Source organism: Halalkalibacillus sediminis, from assembly GCF_002844535.1.
GTDB lineage: Bacteria > Bacillota > Bacilli > Bacillales > Alkalibacillaceae > Halalkalibacillus_A > Halalkalibacillus_A sediminis.
This window is the reverse complement of the sequence record NZ_PJNH01000001.1, coordinates 650531-667609: the sequence shown is the minus strand read 5'-3', so window position 1 is coordinate 667609 and position 17079 is coordinate 650531. Positions and strand designations below refer to the sequence as shown.

15 protein-coding genes are annotated in these 17079 nt (G+C 37.3%); 13 read left to right on the top strand and 2 right to left on the bottom strand.

Translation table 11 applies throughout. The annotated features are described in order from the left end of the window. Positions 1–5 precede the first annotated feature (5 nt). The 12 genes from CEY16_RS03500 to nth all read left to right on the top strand — a co-directional run bounded on the left by CEY16_RS03500 (position 6) and on the right by nth (position 12464). Positions 6–1211 carry a CCA tRNA nucleotidyltransferase gene (locus CEY16_RS03500; RefSeq protein WP_162297836.1) on the top strand — a complete coding sequence of 402 codons (1206 nt, stop codon included), beginning with the start codon at positions 6–8 and terminating at the stop codon, positions 1209–1211. Then, positions 1187–2158 carry a biotin--[acetyl-CoA-carboxylase] ligase gene (locus tag CEY16_RS03495; protein ID WP_101330574.1) on the top strand — a complete coding sequence of 324 codons (972 nt, stop codon included), beginning with the start codon at positions 1187–1189 and terminating at the stop codon, positions 2156–2158. Before CEY16_RS03500 ends, CEY16_RS03495 begins: the two co-directional genes overlap by 25 nt. Positions 2159–2170: 12 nt before the next feature. Then, the gene (gene panB / locus CEY16_RS03490; protein WP_101330573.1) at positions 2171–3004 is read left to right on the top strand and encodes a 3-methyl-2-oxobutanoate hydroxymethyltransferase; all 834 of its coding nucleotides are present in this window, start codon (positions 2171–2173) and stop codon (positions 3002–3004) included. Continuing rightward, the gene (panC, locus tag CEY16_RS03485; RefSeq protein ID WP_101330572.1) at positions 3004–3879 is read left to right on the top strand and encodes a pantoate--beta-alanine ligase; all 876 of its coding nucleotides are present in this window, start codon (positions 3004–3006) and stop codon (positions 3877–3879) included. Before panB ends, panC begins: the two co-directional genes overlap by 1 nt. Further along, a complete protein-coding gene (panD, locus tag CEY16_RS03480) occupies positions 3880–4263 on the top strand; it encodes an aspartate 1-decarboxylase (protein WP_101330571.1) in 384 nt (127 codons plus the stop codon). 62 nt (positions 4264–4325) lie between these two features. Then, entirely contained in the window at positions 4326–7010 is a 2685-nt protein-coding gene (gene dinG / locus CEY16_RS03475; RefSeq protein ID WP_162297835.1) for an ATP-dependent DNA helicase DinG, read from the top strand. 206 nt (positions 7011–7216) lie between these two features. Continuing rightward, positions 7217–7942, top strand: a complete 726-nt coding sequence (locus CEY16_RS03470) for a hypothetical protein (RefSeq protein ID WP_101330569.1) — start codon at positions 7217–7219, stop codon at positions 7940–7942. 84 nt (positions 7943–8026) lie between these two features. Then, positions 8027–8545 (top strand): cell wall elongation regulator TseB-like domain-containing protein, encoded by a 519-nt coding sequence (locus CEY16_RS03465; RefSeq protein ID WP_101330568.1) that lies wholly within the window; start codon positions 8027–8029, stop codon positions 8543–8545. A gap of 20 nt (positions 8546–8565) precedes the next feature. Beyond that, positions 8566–9750, top strand: coding sequence for a pyridoxal phosphate-dependent aminotransferase (locus tag CEY16_RS03460; RefSeq protein WP_101330567.1), 1185 nt, complete (start codon positions 8566–8568; stop codon positions 9748–9750). Positions 9751–9771: 21 nt separating this feature from the next. Continuing rightward, positions 9772–11064 (top strand): asparagine--tRNA ligase, encoded by a 1293-nt coding sequence (gene asnS, locus CEY16_RS03455; protein WP_101330566.1) that lies wholly within the window; start codon positions 9772–9774, stop codon positions 11062–11064. Positions 11065–11122: 58 nt separating this feature from the next. After that, on the top strand, positions 11123–11791 hold the full coding sequence (locus tag CEY16_RS03450; RefSeq protein ID WP_101330565.1) for a DnaD domain-containing protein: 669 nt from the start codon (positions 11123–11125) through the stop codon (positions 11789–11791). A 16-nt stretch (positions 11792–11807) separates the two neighbouring features. After that, positions 11808–12464 (top strand): endonuclease III, encoded by a 657-nt coding sequence (nth, locus tag CEY16_RS03445; RefSeq protein WP_101330564.1) that lies wholly within the window; start codon positions 11808–11810, stop codon positions 12462–12464. 67 nt (positions 12465–12531) lie between these two features. Here nth and CEY16_RS03440 read toward each other — a convergent pair whose 3' ends face one another. Both CEY16_RS03440 and recU read right to left on the bottom strand, forming a co-directional pair. Continuing rightward, positions 12532–15180 carry a PBP1A family penicillin-binding protein gene (locus tag CEY16_RS03440; protein WP_101330563.1) on the bottom strand — a complete coding sequence of 883 codons (2649 nt, stop codon included), beginning with the start codon at positions 15178–15180 and terminating at the stop codon, positions 12532–12534. Then, positions 15167–15793 carry a Holliday junction resolvase RecU gene (gene recU, locus CEY16_RS03435; RefSeq protein WP_101330562.1) on the bottom strand — a complete coding sequence of 209 codons (627 nt, stop codon included), beginning with the start codon at positions 15791–15793 and terminating at the stop codon, positions 15167–15169. The genes CEY16_RS03440 and recU overlap by 14 nt, the downstream gene beginning before the upstream one ends. Positions 15794–15888: 95 nt before the next feature. Here recU and CEY16_RS03430 point away from each other — a divergent pair, with 95 nt between their 5' ends. Continuing rightward, positions 15889–16821 carry a DUF2515 family protein gene (locus CEY16_RS03430; RefSeq protein ID WP_101330561.1) on the top strand — a complete coding sequence of 311 codons (933 nt, stop codon included), beginning with the start codon at positions 15889–15891 and terminating at the stop codon, positions 16819–16821. Positions 16822–17079: the final 258 nt, after the last annotated feature.

Genomic DNA, 17079 nt, shown 5'->3' with positions numbered 1-17079 from the left:
AAATGATGTTAAAAGAACCTTTCACACATGCCTATAATGTCATAGATGCATTGATACAACAAGGATTTCAATGCTATTTCGTCGGAGGAGCTGTCCGAGATCTTCTATCAGGCAAACAAGTCGGAGATATTGATTTAGCTACCGACGCTACACCTGGTGAAATGCAATTGATATTTGAGCGGACTGTACCAATCGGTATTGAGCATGGAACAATACTAGTATTGGATGGAGAACATTCATTTGAAATCACTACTTTCCGAACCGAAGGGATGTATGATGATTTCCGACACCCTTCACATGTAGAATTTGTAAGAGATATCATTGAGGATTTAAGTAGACGGGATTTTACCATTAATGCCATCGCTATGGATAGAAATGGAGAGTTAATCGATCCTTTTGAAGGTAAGAAGGATTTGGACAACAAGATCATACAAACGGTCGGGAATGCTATGGAAAGATTCACAGAAGATCCCCTTCGGATGTTACGAGGAATCAGATTCTCAAGTCAATTAGGGTTCGATATTGATACTTATACGCTTGATGCAATAAAGGGTTTAAATCCACTTTTAGGTAAAGTTTCAGTGGAAAGGGTCTCAGTAGAACTAATCAAAATGTTTCAGGGACAAAGTGTTAAAAACGGTTTATCGTACCTAAATAATTCTAACCTCTGGCTCGCCTTGCCCGTTTTTATGGAAAGTGAAACCCTAATTCATGATGTTCAACAGAAAGTAAATCGTCCGATCAATAGCGCTGGTACAATTTTCGCATTTCTACATTTATTACAATCGAATTTTTCGTTAAAAATGTGGGCTAAAAGTTATAAGTTATCAAATTCAATTAAAAGAGAGGCCAGCCTTCAAATAGAACTGTATAATCTATATATAAAAGATGGATTGAGCTCTTATGTTCTATATGAAACCAAGGCTGTACATTTACATCCATTACTTTCTCTTATTGAATTGATTGAGGGAAGAACCTATGATTTTAACGAAATACAACAACAGTACTACTCGTTACCTATTAAAAGTAGGGATGAATTAATGATTACTGGTAAAGATCTAATAGATTGGTTCCCTGGAGCTAAACGTGGTAAATGGGTGGGGGATTATATGGACAGAATAGAGAACTCCATCTTACAAAATCAGTTATCAAATAATAAAGAAGATATAAGAAAACAGGTGAAAATATGGAGCAAACAAGAAAGCAACTAATCGACCTCCTAGCTGAATCAAAAGATCAATATATTTCTGGCCAAGAGTTATCAAAGCGACTAAATATATCCCGTTCTGCGATTTGGAAACATATGAATGAATTAAAAAAGCAGGGTTACCTTATTGAAGGGGTTACAAACAAAGGCTACCGAATCATTTCTACACCTAATTCTTTATCCTTGGATTCATTACAATGGGGTTTGAACACCGAGTGGCTTGGCCATCAATTGGTATATGAACCTACTGTAACTTCTACTCAAATCGTTGGTCATGATATGGCTCGTGACGGGGCCCCTCATGGTTCAGTAGTCGTAGCTGGAGAGCAGACAGCTGGTAGAGGTAGAATGAAGCGCTACTGGGATTCCAAGGAAGGTTATGGCTTATGGTTCAGTTCTATTTTTCGCCCTAAAAACCTTGCACCCAAAAAAGCGACTCAATTTACATTGGTTGCTGCGGTTGCAATTGCTGAGTATTTAGAAGGTTTGGGTTTAGATGTTAAAATCAAATGGCCTAACGATATATTTATCAAGGGACTAAAGTTGTCTGGAATACTGACTGAAATGCAAGCAGAACATGACAGTGTAGAATACATAATAGTGGGTATTGGACTGAATGTTAATCATGACATTCGAGATTTACATGAAAGCGTCCAGCACAAAGCTACTTCACTTAGGATCGAACTAGGGGAGGAACAAAATATCAACGACGTCTTTCAGGGACTACTCCTTCATCTGGAGAGAAAATATGATACATTTATCTCAGAAGGGTTCAAACATATTAAGAGCGAATGGGAATCTAAAGCATATCGAATGAATGAATGGTTGGATGTGAGGACTAATACAACATGGAAAGCTAAACTCATTGGGATCCATGAAGATGGTGCTATGGTAGTAAAGGATAAGGATGATAAACAGCACGTATTATACTCTGCTGAGATCCTATGGTAAGGAGGAGTCGATATGAAGACTCGAAGAACTTTTTCAAAGATGAAACAAGAAAATGAAAAAATCACGATGATTACTGCATACGATTATCCATCTGCAAAACTAAGTGCCGAAGCTGAAATAGATATGATTTTAGTCGGGGATAGCTTAGGGATGGTTGTTTTAGGGTATGATTCAACGATTCCTGTTACTGTTGATGATATGATTCATCACGGTAAAGCAGTAAGACGTGGAGCACCGGATACATTCACAGTGATCGATATGCCTTTCATGTCTTTCAATGTGTCTAAAGAGGATACATTAAAGAATGCGAAAAGGATTTTTCAGGAGACGGGTGCTCAAGCTCTTAAGCTTGAAGGAGGAAAAGATGTCGCTCCTACCATAGAACTACTTACCAAGGCCGGGATTCCGGTGGTTGCCCATGTCGGTTTAACTCCTCAGACGTTTAACGTTTTAGGAGGATATCGTGTCCAAGGTAAATCTGAAGAGGAAGCCGAACGTTTACTAAACGATGCTATAGCTGTCCAAGAGGCTGGAGCTATTTCATTAGTGCTAGAGTGCGTGCCATCTAAACTAGCAGCAGTTATAACCGATAAAATCAAGATTCCAACTATAGGAATAGGTGCAGGTGCTGAGTGTGATGGACAAGTATTGGTTTATCACGACCTCTTACAATATGGAGTAGAACGCTTAGCTAAATTCGTCAAACCTTATGGTGATTTGAATAATTCTTCTAAAGAATCAATAGAAAAATATGTTGAAGAGGTTAAAAAAGGCACCTTCCCCTCTGAAGAACACACATACTCGATTGACGAGGACGCTTTGAAAGGTTTATACGGTGGTTCATGATGAAAGTAATTCGTTCGATCAAAGAAATGAATGAAGTATCAGAAGAGCAGCGATTGAGTAAGAATACAATTGGTTTCGTTCCAACAATGGGCTTTCTTCATGAAGGTCATCTTGCATTAGTGGAACAAGCCAAGAAAGATACGACATTTGTTGTTGTCAGCGTCTTTGTAAACCCATTGCAATTCAATCAGGCGACAGATTTGGAAAAATACCCTCGAGACTTTGAAAGAGATGAGAAAATTTTATCTGAAGCCGGGGTGGATGCCATCTTTTACCCGTCAGTTGATGATATGTACCCTAAATCACCGGCTATTCAAATGAACTTGGTCGATCGTGGTGATGTCCTTTGTGGGGCTACTAGGCCAGGACACTTTGAAGGAGTTCTAACGGTTTTAAGTAAACTATTCAATATTATTCGTCCAACCCATACATTCTTCGGGTTGAAAGACGCGCAACAAGTGGCGGTGGTAGATTCTTTGATAAATGACTTGAATTTTGATATTAAATTAGTTCCAGTCCCGACTGTCAGAGAAGATAGTGGACTAGCCAAAAGCAGCAGAAACGTCAATCTTAATCCTGCTGAAAGAGAAGAGGCTGCAAATATCTATCGGTCATTACTTCGAGGACGAGAAGAATTAATGAATGATAACGAATGGACAAGGGAGCAAGTAATTAATACAGTAAATGATTTTCTCCAAAATAGAATAAGTGGGGAAATAGACTATATTGATTGTTTGACCTATCCAGAATTAAAGAGTGACAACGTGAAGAATCATGATATAATAATTGCGGTTGCCGTTAAATATCAGTACGCAAGACTAATTGATAATGTGATATTGCATCCAAACGGCCAATTTAAGTACGGAGGTGATTAGATGTTTCGAACTATGATGAACGCAAAAATTCACCGCGCTACAGTTACTGAAGCAAACCTGAACTATGTGGGAAGTATAACTATTGATGAAGACATACTCGATCAGGTAGGAATTTTAGCTAATGAGAAAGTACAAATAGTTAATAATAATAATGGTGAACGTTTGGAAACATACGTGATTGCTGGCGAAAGAAACAGTGGCGTATTTTGTTTGAATGGTGCTGCGGCAAGAAGAGTTCAAGTGGGAGACACGATCATTGTCATTTCATATGCAATGCTATCAAGAGAAGAGCTTGCCTCTCATCAACCACGTGTAGCTATCATGAACGAGAGAAATGAAGTCGAACAACTTTTAGCAGAAGAAACACCAATGACAGTTCTATAACCTCCCATTCCATGGGGGTTATTTTTTCATATTTTTGGAGGACGGTTAAGAGGAGGATTATGTTGAATCGATATGTAGTATTAGACCTAGAAACTACTGGACACTCACCAAAGCGTGGGGATGAAATCATTGAAGTGGGACTTGTTGTCATCGATAATGACCAAATTGTCGATGAATACTCGACTAAGGTTCGTCCTACACACTCGATTCCTCCTTTCATCAGCCGTTTAACAGGTTTGACGAATGAAGATGTTAAAAATGCACCAACCATTCAAGAAGTTCTAGCTGATATCATGCCATTCTTCGAAGACCGCTATTTCATCGCTCATAATGCTAAGTTTGATTATGATTTTTTAAATGATGCCTTATTAAGGAATGGTTATTCGGGATTAGAATGCCCAACGATAGATACAGTAGAGCTGTCTCGTATTTTTCTTCCTTTTGCAGATGGATACAAATTATCAGAACTAACATCTTATTTACATATAGAACACTTTTCTCCTCATAGGGCGTTATCTGATGCTTATGTAACGGGATTATTATTCCTAGAAATCATGAATCGTTTAGACAAGCTTCCTCTAGAAACACTGCAACAACTGCTCTCATTTTCTCAGCAGTATGATAGTGACTTTGAATGGGTTCTTGACGACATGATTGAAGAGAAAAGGTATAAATATGAAAGTGATCATAATCTCATTCTACAAAATGGGTTTGCAGTGAAGAGAATCGACCAACCTACACAACCTGATGTGGATATCCAGTTATCTTTTGACGAATTTGTTGGTCAATTCTTTAATCAAGAACCAAATGAGGCACGTACTGGTCAAATTCAGATGGCGAATGAGATTTATCACTCTTTCCAAAATAACCAGAATGCTGCTATAGAAGCAGAAGCGGGGATGGGTAAGACCATTGGATATCTACTTCCAGCAACTTATTTCTCTTTAAGGAATAAAGAGCAGGTAGTGATAAGTACCCAAACGATACAACTACAAAATCAAATTATTGTAAAAGACTGGATGAAGATAGCAGAAAGTACAGAATTACCGATCCAAGTTTCGCTCTTGAAAAGCTCATCCCACTATATCAATTTAGAAAGGTTGAGACTTTTTCTCGAAACTTACCCAATCCATTCTAACTATGACATCATCTTGTCATTGTCAATCATTCTAGTCTGGTTGACCGAAACTAAAACGGGTGATCGGGAAGAGTTACAACTACCTACCAAAGGCGAACATATTTGGCCCTTTATTTCTGGGGATGACGCTGGGAATAAAGAGGAGGAGCGATCTTCTTATTATCATTTAGCTGAGCAAGAAGCAAAGCAGGCAAATGTAGTAGTTGTGAACCATGCATTTTTGCTAAATCCTGATCGTAAAGATTCCGTCGACATGCTCGATTATCCATATATGATTATTGATGAAGCTCATCATTTTGAGAATGTCGCAAGAAATCAACTTGCTAAGAAAATCGATTACGTTGGTTTAGTGGATTTATTAGGAAGTATAAGTCGTTTTCAGGATTTTATAGAAGTAGAACAAGCTAAAGCACAAGCGGATGAATTTTTTAGAAATGTATATGAAGCTGTAGATTTTCTACACGAAAGTGATAACGAATTATCAGATACAGGAAAGTTTCAATTATTTTTAGATGAAGAGCATCTTTCTTTATTTCAACAAGGCCCAATCAAACAGTCCTTTAGTGAATTCGTAGCTGCTTGTCAAAAATTAATACGAACGATGGCCGGGCAAATAAAAAGTCGAGAACGGACTAAAATATTCCACATTCAACTGATGGAACGCCTTAAAAAAATGCTAAACGTCCTTGAATTGTTTTTTCAAGAGGATCACATGGCTATTCGTTGGATAGAGATTGATCAAGATGGTGCCAAGAATGCTGTTCAAATCAACCTTCAACCTATGGTTCTCAAACCATACATGCAAGGGTTGTTTGAAAATAAGAATCGAAAATCCACCATATTTACAAGTGCAACATTGAAGACAAATCAATCTTATTCTACTTTTCTTGAGCCATTAGGGCTGGAAGAAGATATTAAGAAAGTCACAATACCAGCTGATTATAAATTACAGGAGCAAACCAGGATATACGTACCGAATGATTTTCCGAATGTTATACATTCGAATCCAAAGAAGTATGCATCTGAAATAGCTCGATTTACTAAAAAAATATTAGATGAAGTAAATGATAAAGCGATTGTGCTCTTTACTTCATACGAAATGTTGAATGACGTTCATTACGAATTAAAATCAATGCTATCAGTAAATTCATTTGACGTTTTATCGCAAGGAATTAGTACAGGTAGTAAAGATAAGTTGAAGAAAATGTTCGAACGAAGTGAGCACGCAGTTTTGTTGGGAACAAATTCTTTTTGGGAAGGTGTCGATATTTCTGGCGAAAGCCTAAAAGTCATAATTCTTGTCCGATTGCCTTTCGACCCGCCGAATCATCCAGTGTTAAGAGCAAAAGCCAATTGGTACCATGATCAAGATAAAAACCCTTTCTACCATCTGGCTTTACCACAAGCTATTTTGCGATTCAGACAGGCGTACGGGCGTTTGATTAGAAATAATGAAGATCGAGGAATTTTGTTTGTGTTAGATCAAAGAATGATGAAAAAGAGTTACGGTAAGCATTTCGTTAAATCTTTACCGGATTTACCTATTACTCATGAAAATACCGACCATATCATTCAAGATGCAAAAAATTGGGTAACATATAATAATTGATCATTACAAAAGCTAAAAGGTAGTTTATCTTAAGTTAGAAGTACTTGTTGACAAAGAGTTACTGCACGAGGTTTGCTGACAGGCAAGTTTTTCTAATACTTAAAGATTGATTATCTTTTCAAAAGGACTAAAGTATGTGAAAACTAAGGCTTTCGCTATTAGAACTTGGCGATAAGCCAGGTTTTTCTCAATAAGGATGGAATCAAATGAGAAAATTATCCTCTGCCTTGCTTGTTGTAATGACACTTTTCATCGGATGGCCTGTGGAAGCCGATGAAATTGTATTCTCTCCAGCATTTGACGATGATTGGGCGGTACTTCAATTCGAGAATGGTTTATTTGCAATCCCACTTGATAAACAAATGAATGTTGATTCTTTAAAAAAGGTCATGAGTAAAGAAAAACAGCCAGTTATAGGATTATTAGCTTTGAACTTAAAAGAGAAAGATTGTGAAACCCTAGAGGAACTCAACTTTGAAATACAAACAATATACTCAACTAATTCCTCGAATTCAGAGGTATGCTCAAAAAATTCATCGTTCGATTTAGTAAATGAACCCGAGAATATTACGTTAGAAAATGGTTATACAATTAAGATTATTAATGATGGTGGAAATAAGAATTTTGCTATTACAAACGGTTCGTTTAAAAGCTTTTGGTATTTTTCACCTATAAAAAGCCTCGAGTTACCCCAAAAGGTACATTTACTTTACTTAGGCAGTCACTCCATAGGGTCTCACTTTACAGAAGATATTCAACAGTTAGACCCTGAAGTTGCTATCATTGATCAACAAAAAAATAACCGTGAAGTGGATGAGCTACTTCACCAAGAGTGGGTGGATAGTTATTATTTACAGAAAAACCTCTCGATTCATGTAGAAATTCGTGATGAAAGATACGATCTATTTTTAGAACGACAAGATAATTCATGAAAAAACATGAGTTCAATAACAATTCTACCTGAAAAATTGTTATACTTAATAAAGCGGAATTGATCGACGAAAAGGATGAAAGAATTGTTTAATTCAATTTTTACTGTGCGAAATCTCATATATAGTATTGTCGCCTTTTTGATAATACTGGTAATAGCAACGATTTCCATATTTATTTTTATATTTAATGATGTACAAGGCGAGGCTCAAACTCAAGGAGATGAAGCAATCGAAGTTGCATTAAAAGAAACACCACTTACTGAGGCTTCTGATACTCGAACATTTAATGCAGAACATTCATATGTCACAGTATTTGGTGAAGATGAATCAGACAACGGCTTGATTGTTTTTGTTCCAATAGAGGAAGAAGCGGATTCAACTATTGATTGGGTAGAGCAGTCTAATGGACTGACTGAGAAAGAAATGTTGGATGAATGGCGTGAATCATGTAGTGATTGTGACTTAAAACAAATCGTTCCTGGAAAAATGAACGAGCAATTTGTATGGGAAATCATATACACTAATCAGTCACGCTACTATTTTCAAACATTCAAGTTCGAAACTGGAGAATTATATGATTCCATTTCATTTAGTAAAAATTGAACTAGAGGAGAGTGACTTTCATGGAATTAGCAGATCGCGTAGAATCTTTAACACCATCGACTACACTTGCAATTACATCTAAAGCAAAAGCTTTAAAAGAAGACGGTCATGATGTAATTGGTTTAGGTGCTGGGGAGCCTGATTTCAATACTCCGGAGTATATTTTAGACGCCGCTAAAAATGCAATGGACCAAGGACTGACAAAATATACACCAAGCGGTGGACTACCAGAATTGAAAGACGCAATTATTGATAAATTCAAGCGTGATCAATCACTGGTTTTCAATAGAAATGAAATAATAGTTACTATTGGGGCCAAGCACGCATTGTTTACATTATTCCAAGTTCTTTTAAATCGCGGAGATGAAGTAATTGTTCCAGTACCTTATTGGGTAAGTTATCCAGAACAGATCAAATTAGCTGAAGGGCAACCTGTATATGTCAAAGGTTCTGAAGACAATAACTTTAAAATAACTCCTGAGCAGTTGGAAGAATCGATTACAGATCAGACAAAAGCAATCATTATCAATTCTCCAAGTAACCCAACTGGGGTTCTTTATACAAAAGATGAACTAGAGGCTTTAGGCGAAATAGCCATTAAACATAACCTCTGGATTGTTTCAGATGAGATTTATGAAAAGTTGATTTATGGTAATGACAATCATCAATCTATTGCTGAGATATCTGAGGAGCTTAAGAATCATACAATCATCATCAATGGTGTAAGTAAATCTCACTCAATGACAGGGTGGAGGATTGGCTATGCAGCAGGTAATGAAACGATCATTAAAGCTATGACTAATTTGGCTTCACACTCTACATCAAACCCGACGTCAATCTCACAGCATGCTGCAATTGCAGCTTATACTAACTCAGAGGAAGAAATTGAACGTATGAAAGAAGCTTTTGAAGAAAGGCTGAATAAGCTTTACGATTGGATGATGGAAATCCCTAATCTATCTTGTGTAAAACCACAAGGAGCTTTCTATTTATTTCCTAACGTAAGTAAGATTGTTAATCAATCACCTTTCGATTCAGTCGATGAATGGGTAAAACAATTGTTAGAAGAGGAAAAAGTGGCTATCGTACCAGGATCCGGATTTGGCTCGGAAGATAATGTTCGTTTGTCTTACGCGACTTCTCTCGATCAATTAGAAGAAGCAGCAAAGAGAATTAAAAAATTCGTAGAAAAATATTCAGTTTAATACTAGTAAGGAGGAGCAAAAATGAAAACTACAATAGCTAATGTCCATAAGCACGTTAATGAAACAGTTACAATCGGAGCATGGCTTCATAATAAACGGTCGAGTGGTAAAATCGCATTCTTGCAATTAAGAGATGGGACAGGCTTCATACAAGGAGTTGTCGTTAAAGCTCAGGTAGATGAAGAGACGTTCGATTTATCCAAAAAGTTGACTCAGGAATCTTCACTCTATGTAACTGGGAATATTGTTGAAGATACTAGAAGCCCTTTAGGATATGAAATGCAGGTCGAAAAGGTTGAATTAATCCAAGAAGCAGTGGATTACCCAATCACTCCGAAAGAACACGGTACAGAATTTTTGATGGATCATCGCCATCTCTGGTTAAGATCGAGTAAGCAGCATGCAATCATGAAAGTACGTAATGAAATCATACGAGCTACATACGAATTCTTTAATCAAGAAGGTTTCGTCAAGGTAGATCCACCAATTCTTACTGGTGCTTCCGCAGAAGGTACCACAGAATTGTTCCACACTAAGTACTTTGATGAAGATGCTTATCTTTCACAAAGTGGGCAGCTATACATGGAAGCTGCTGCAATGGCATTGGGTAGAGTTTTTTCATTTGGACCTACATTCCGAGCGGAGAAGTCTAAAACTAGAAGACACTTGATCGAGTTCTGGATGATCGAACCCGAAATGGCATTCATGGATCATGATGATAGTTTAGAAGTTCAAGAACAGTATGTATCTCACGTAGTTCAATCGGTACTAAAAAACTGCAAGATTGAATTAAACACGCTAGAACGTGACACATCAAAATTGGAGAACATCAAAGCTCCTTTTCCAAGAATCACATACGATGAAGCGATTGAATTCTTACACGAAAAAGGTTTTGATGATATTCAATGGGGAGATGATTTCGGCGCACCACATGAAACTGCTATTGCCGAAAGTTATGATAAACCAGTGTTCATTACACATTTTCCACTTGAAATCAAAGCTTTCTATATGAAACCAGACCCTAATAATCCAAATGTTGCTCTATGTGCAGACTTGATTGCACCAGAAGGCTATGGTGAAATTATTGGTGGTTCTGAGAGAATTGACGATTTGGATTTAATGAAGCAACGCTACGAAGAACATGATTTAACAGGGCCTGCCTACCAATGGTACTTACAACTAAGAGAGTATGGTAGCGTACCACATTCAGGATTCGGCCTTGGTTTAGAACGAACGGTAGCATGGATCTCTGGGATTGAACATATTAGAGAAACCATCCCATTCCCACGTCTATTAAATCGTCTGTATCCTTAAACAAGAAAGGATGACCAATCATTGGTCATCCTTATTTACATAAAAAGGGGAGTTAAAAATGAGCTTACCATTCTCTTATCAGCAAATGTTAGTTGAACAATTGAATGTTCCAACGAAACTTATCAAATCTTATAGCTCGTTAGATTTAACAGAAACAGATATGATGGTGATTATCCAGATTCTCTCTTTTCAGCAACAGGATGAACTACTTCCATCATTCGATCAATTGGCAGAGAATATGACCATAAATACTAACGAAGTCTCAAATATATTAAGGAAGTTAAAGAATCAGGGATGCCTTTCAATTAGCCATTTCGAAGATGAGAACAAAGTGACCCAAGAGTGGTATTCTCTCCAACCACTTATTGAGAAACTATACAACCAGGAAGGTAGTTCTAATTCAAAAGAAGAAGAGGGGAAATTGTTCAGTCTTTTTGAACAAGAGTTTGGAAGGGCGCTTTCACCGATTGAAATAGAAACGATCAGTCACTGGTTAGATGAAGACCGATTTAATCCTTCACTAATCAAGACTGCTCTTAGAGAATCTGTGTTAATGGGAAAGTTGAATTTCAGATATATAGATCGAATATTGAATGAATGGAAAAAGAAAGGGATAAGAAGTGTCAAAGACGCTAAAAAATCCACCAATAACCATCAAGCAAACAAACAGCAGGAGCCAGTCAAAAAGAGAGACACATCAGTTTATTACAATTGGTTAGAAGAATAGAGGGGATGATCAATCGATGTTGACGAAAAAGGATATTCGATTTATATTAGATAACCTTGAAAGAATGTACCCAGATGCTGAATGTGAACTGACTCATTCAAATGAATTCGAACTGTTGATAGCAGTAGTCTTGTCTGCACAGGCAACTGATGCATTGGTTAACAAAGTGACTCCCGGTCTATTTGAAAAGTACAAAACTCCTGAAGACTTTGTAGCTGTGGATCTAGAAGAAGTTCAAAATGATATTAGACGGATTGGACTATATAGAAATAAAGCGAAAAACATTCAGAAATTATGTAGAGACTTAATCGAAAAGTATGATGGTGAAGTCCCTAATGATTATCAACAGTTAGTTAATCTTGCAGGGGTGGGGAGGAAAACAGCCAATGTTGTCATGTCTGTTTCTTTCGGAATGCCTGCCATTGCTGTCGATACTCATGTCGAGAGGGTCTCCAAGAGATTAGGGTTCTGTCGGTGGAAAGATTCTGTATTAGAAGTAGAAAAAACTTTAATGAAGAAAATTCCCGAAGATGAATGGAGCGATACCCATCATCGCATGATATTCTTTGGAAGATACCATTGTAAAGCTAGAAATCCAGATTGTCCTTCTTGCCCGCTTCTAGAAATTTGTAGAGAGGGTAAGAAGAGAATGAAAAAATTAGAAATGGTATAATGTTTTTTCATAATACTCCGATATGTAAAAAAGGCTGACGCTAATAGCGTCAGCCTTTTCTTGTACTTTATTCCTCACTGTCATCGGTTTCAGCGTCTGGTTCTTGAGAAGTAGTGTCATCACCTTCTGAATCGTCACCCGACGTTCCATCATCTTCGGTGTCTGTGCTATCTTCGGTACTTCCATCATCAGACCCGTCACTACTGCCGTCACCGCTTCCGTCATCTTCCTCATTGTCGGAACCGTCACCGTCTCCACTTCCTTGGTCTTCATCTTCTTGGTTTTCTTCGTCTTGCTTTTCTTTTTTATCTTCCTCTTTTTCTTTATCTTCCTCTTTTTCTTTTTCTTTATCTTCCTCTTCTTCATCATCACCGAAGAATTCGTCCCAGAAATCTGAATCTTCTTCAGGGATTTCAACAGAATTTGAAACTGGTTCACTTCGATTATCTTCACTAGATGCATCAACTGCCACTAATTCAAACGTGTAAGTCGAGCCCATAGAAATTTCATCGAAAACCATTTCAGTATCTGAGGTGGTAGTGATGGTTTGCATTTCACTATCATCAACCGATACGCTTAGTTCATATTCAAATTCTCGATCTTCCTCAGAAGGAGGACTCCAAGATAAATTGATGATTTGTTCTTCAGGTACGAATTCAGCATTAAAGTTCTGTGGTGATCCAACTTGATCATAAACTTCAGATGTTTCACTCGGTTCATATCCACTGACAAATAGCTCGGTAACAATTTCGCTTTCAGGAGTATATTCACTCGGTAAAGCAGCTGGTCTTGAACCTTTTTCAACATCAACTTCAACTACTGAATCAGGCATCGTAAAATCACTAGTCTCAACACCTTCAGACATATGCCCCATTAATGAACTGAATATTTTCTGCGGCACAGATTTTGAGGCCTGAGGTATTGAATCAGGTTGAGAATACCCAGTCCAAACAGAAATTGTGTAGTTCGTAGAGTAACCTGCGAACCAAGAGTCATGATCATCGTTAGTTGTACCTGTTTTTCCGGCAATAGGTAAGCCACTTACTGCAGCAGATTGACCTGTACCGTTAGGGTTAGTGATGACATCTTTCAGCATGTCTGTAATCATATAGGCAGTAGAATCTGACATGGCAACAGTAGATTCATGGTTCAATTCCAATTCTTCTCCATCACTGAATTCTATTTTTCTTACAGAATATGGTTCAGTGTACATTCCCTCATTACCAAAAGCAGTATATGCACCAGCCATCTCTAATGGGTTAGTTTGTAGGTTACCTCCACCAATTGAATCTGAGTCATATAGGCCTTCTTCTGTGGATAGGCCAAGACCTTCAGCGAATTCACTAGCAGGACCAGCTCCTATCTCTTGAAATGCTTTTACCGCTGGTACGTTATGAGAGCGATAAAGAGCTTCTCTCATGGACATCCAACCAAGATAACCCCTGCCCGCGTTACTGATTGGATCATCTTCATTTTCAAAACTATATTCTTCATCATTGATTTGATGATAAGTTGACCATTGTTCATTTTCTATTGCTGGGCCATAAGCTAGTATAGGTTTAATTGCAGAACCAGGCTGTCGACCATTTGGATTAGTAGCATAATTCAAACCTGCCCCAATTCCATCAGCTTTGTTACGGCCACCGCCAAGAGCTAAAATTTCACCTGTTTTAGTATCAACAGCAGCAATTCCTGCTTCCAGTTCATTATCACCGAAGTTAATTGGACTGTCTTGACTTAATAAAAGTTCAGCTTGTTGTTGAGCTTTCTGGTCCAATGTAGTATGAATCGTTAAGCCAGAAGTATAGATGTCTATTTCTTCTCCAAGCTCATCCTCAGTTTCTTCTAATACTCTTTCTATAAAAGAATCATAAGGAATTTCTGACTCATAATTTTGTTGGATCATATCTGATACTGCAACTTCTTTAGCCTCTTCAGCTTCTTCCTCAGTAATCTTATCGTGGTGAACCATTAAGTTCAGAACGGTATTTCTTCGTTCTTCAGCTAAATCAGGATTCGTATAAGGATTATATGCGCTTGGTCTTTGTGGTAGGCCTGCTAAAAGTGCAGCCTCAGCTAACGTCAATTCACTCAAATCCTCTTTCCCAAAGTAAGCCTCAGAAGCCTTTGCGACACCATAAAAATTATTTCCGTAGTAAATTCTGTTTAAGTACATCGTCAAAATTTCTTCTTTGCTGTATCTTTGTTCTAGTTTAAATGCTAAATATTGTTCCTGGACTTTACGTTTAACTTGCTTGTCATCTGTAAGGAAAGCTCCTTTGATGACCTGTTGAGTGATTGTACTTGCACCTTGAGAACCGAAGCCATCTGTAACGTTGGCAATGACTGCTGCTCCAATTCTTCTCAAGTCAACACCGCTATGTTCATAGAAACGTGCGTCCTCAGTTGCTAGTACTGCATCTTCCAATAAAGGAGAAATATCGTCGTATTGAATCATAATACGTTTTTGAGAACCGAGTTCAGCGATTTCTTCACCATCTCGGTCTAGGATGGTAGTAGATGCTGGTACTTGTAATTCATCAGCATTCAAGCTTGGTGCATCACTGATGTAATACATGAAAATACTTGCAACAGTTATGAATCCAATTAATCCTACTATTAGTGCAGATAATAATACTTTTTTCCAAGGAAATTTCTTATCTTTTTTCTTGCTTTCTTTAATTGCTTTACGACTTTTCGTCTCATTTTGACTCATCGTGATCTCCTCCAGTTATATAAACGCGGTCAATGACATCAATATAATTAACTTTTGCTTGAAATGTAAAAGGAATTAAATAACCGCTTTCTTTAATGAATGTATAGGAAAGTGATTTTCTCTTTCCATCAAATTGTTGATTCCACACCTCTATAAAGGGACGTATGGGCAACAAAAAAGTTTCATTTCTGCTAGTGAATCTGATGATAAAAAAACTGATACCACCTTGTTGCTCCACTTGAAGCATATGATTCACCTGATGCTCATGAATATTTGAAAATGGTAATGAGTTCTTGTTCTTTGTCTCCTTTGCTTCAAAATCAATATATAAACCATTATAAACGCCATTAAAGTCAGTTGTAGAAGGCCGTTGATAATAGGCTTCTTTTATAACAGCAGCGCTACGCTTAGGGTAATCGACTTGCACTACCTGAATGGGGGTAGGCTTTTTATGGATAACAGCTTTACCTGACTCTAAATAATAACTATTCGATTCGACGATTTCTTTTTCGAGGGTCATACCTCGGTTCCCATATTGCTTAGGGCTCTTAGGTGAAGCTTTGGGAGATTGAACAGATTGGGAGCGTTTAATGCTTCCTTTTGGATAGTTCAAATCGAATTCCTCCTATCAGAACTATTATATCAAATTTTAAAACATGTGAAATTGGATATACTATGACAAATTGAAGGACAAAAAGGACTGACAAAATGTTTCCGTTGATTGTTGATTATATAAGAGAAGAAACCCATAAGCACAATCAGAACAATATTACCCGAACAAAAGCTTATCAAAACTTCTATAAAGAAATTCCTGAAGTTAAATGGGCATTGTTAGCCAGCATGGTCTCAAGAAATGCAGGATACAATATGTGTGATTTGCAATCTCACACGTATAGAGGCTTACTACCAGAACATGAGCGCAAGTCACTATACCTGACATTTGAAAATATCAATTGGTATATATTCCAGGATGCTTATCCCCAGTTACTAATCTATAAGCTTTCGAAAGAGAATAAAACACCACTTTTCTTTTTATTGAAGTATTTTCACGTATCTAAATTCATGGAAGACATTTGGTATGATTTCTATCAAAAGCAATCTCTTGATAAGCTTATGTACGCACAAATTGTCAATGAACAAAATATAATCGAAAAGCCTATTATGACCCATTACCCCTACGAAGAAAAAGTTTTCCATAAGATGACGTTCATGTCACAAGATCTTCTTCATCTTAATGCTGTTTTGTTACCGACGAGACGAGGGAGAGTCTATGGTACTTTCATTTCAAGGTTTCGCAATTTGAATCATAGGATTTCTATTGGGAAAAAAATAGCGAATCTATTGTTTTATCCATATTTGTATCCTTTGATTAAGGATTTCGCCGTAAATACAGAGGTTACTGGAAGTCGCTATGAGTATGAGCAATATATGGACCAACAACACTTTTCTAATCTACCTCTTGAGAAAGTATATCATTATACAGTCCATCATCTGGATTATAATCAAGTGGATTGGTCCACACAAAAAAGAATTAAGAAGAAATGGTTTAAAGATGAGGCGATGAAGAATCCTGATCAGCTAGACCGATCCTTTTATCAAAAACGCAACAAAATACGAATGGTGGAAAGAGTTAAAAATTAGATTGTCGAATAAAGAGTTTTCTTAACTTCTTTTGTTAGTATTCTTCTTGTTTTGTCTTACTTGAAGGTATTAAGGTTTACTTGTCTAATCTCTACTTTATCAGATACTAGGAGGAGACGTTATGCAAAAAGATAAAGTAGGAAAGCATCAGTTGATTCATTCGCTCATCGGATTGGAAAATCAGTTGAATCAATTAAGAAAGAGAATGGACGATCTTTCTAAGGGAATCAACAAGAAATGATAGCTAGCCGTAAGAAT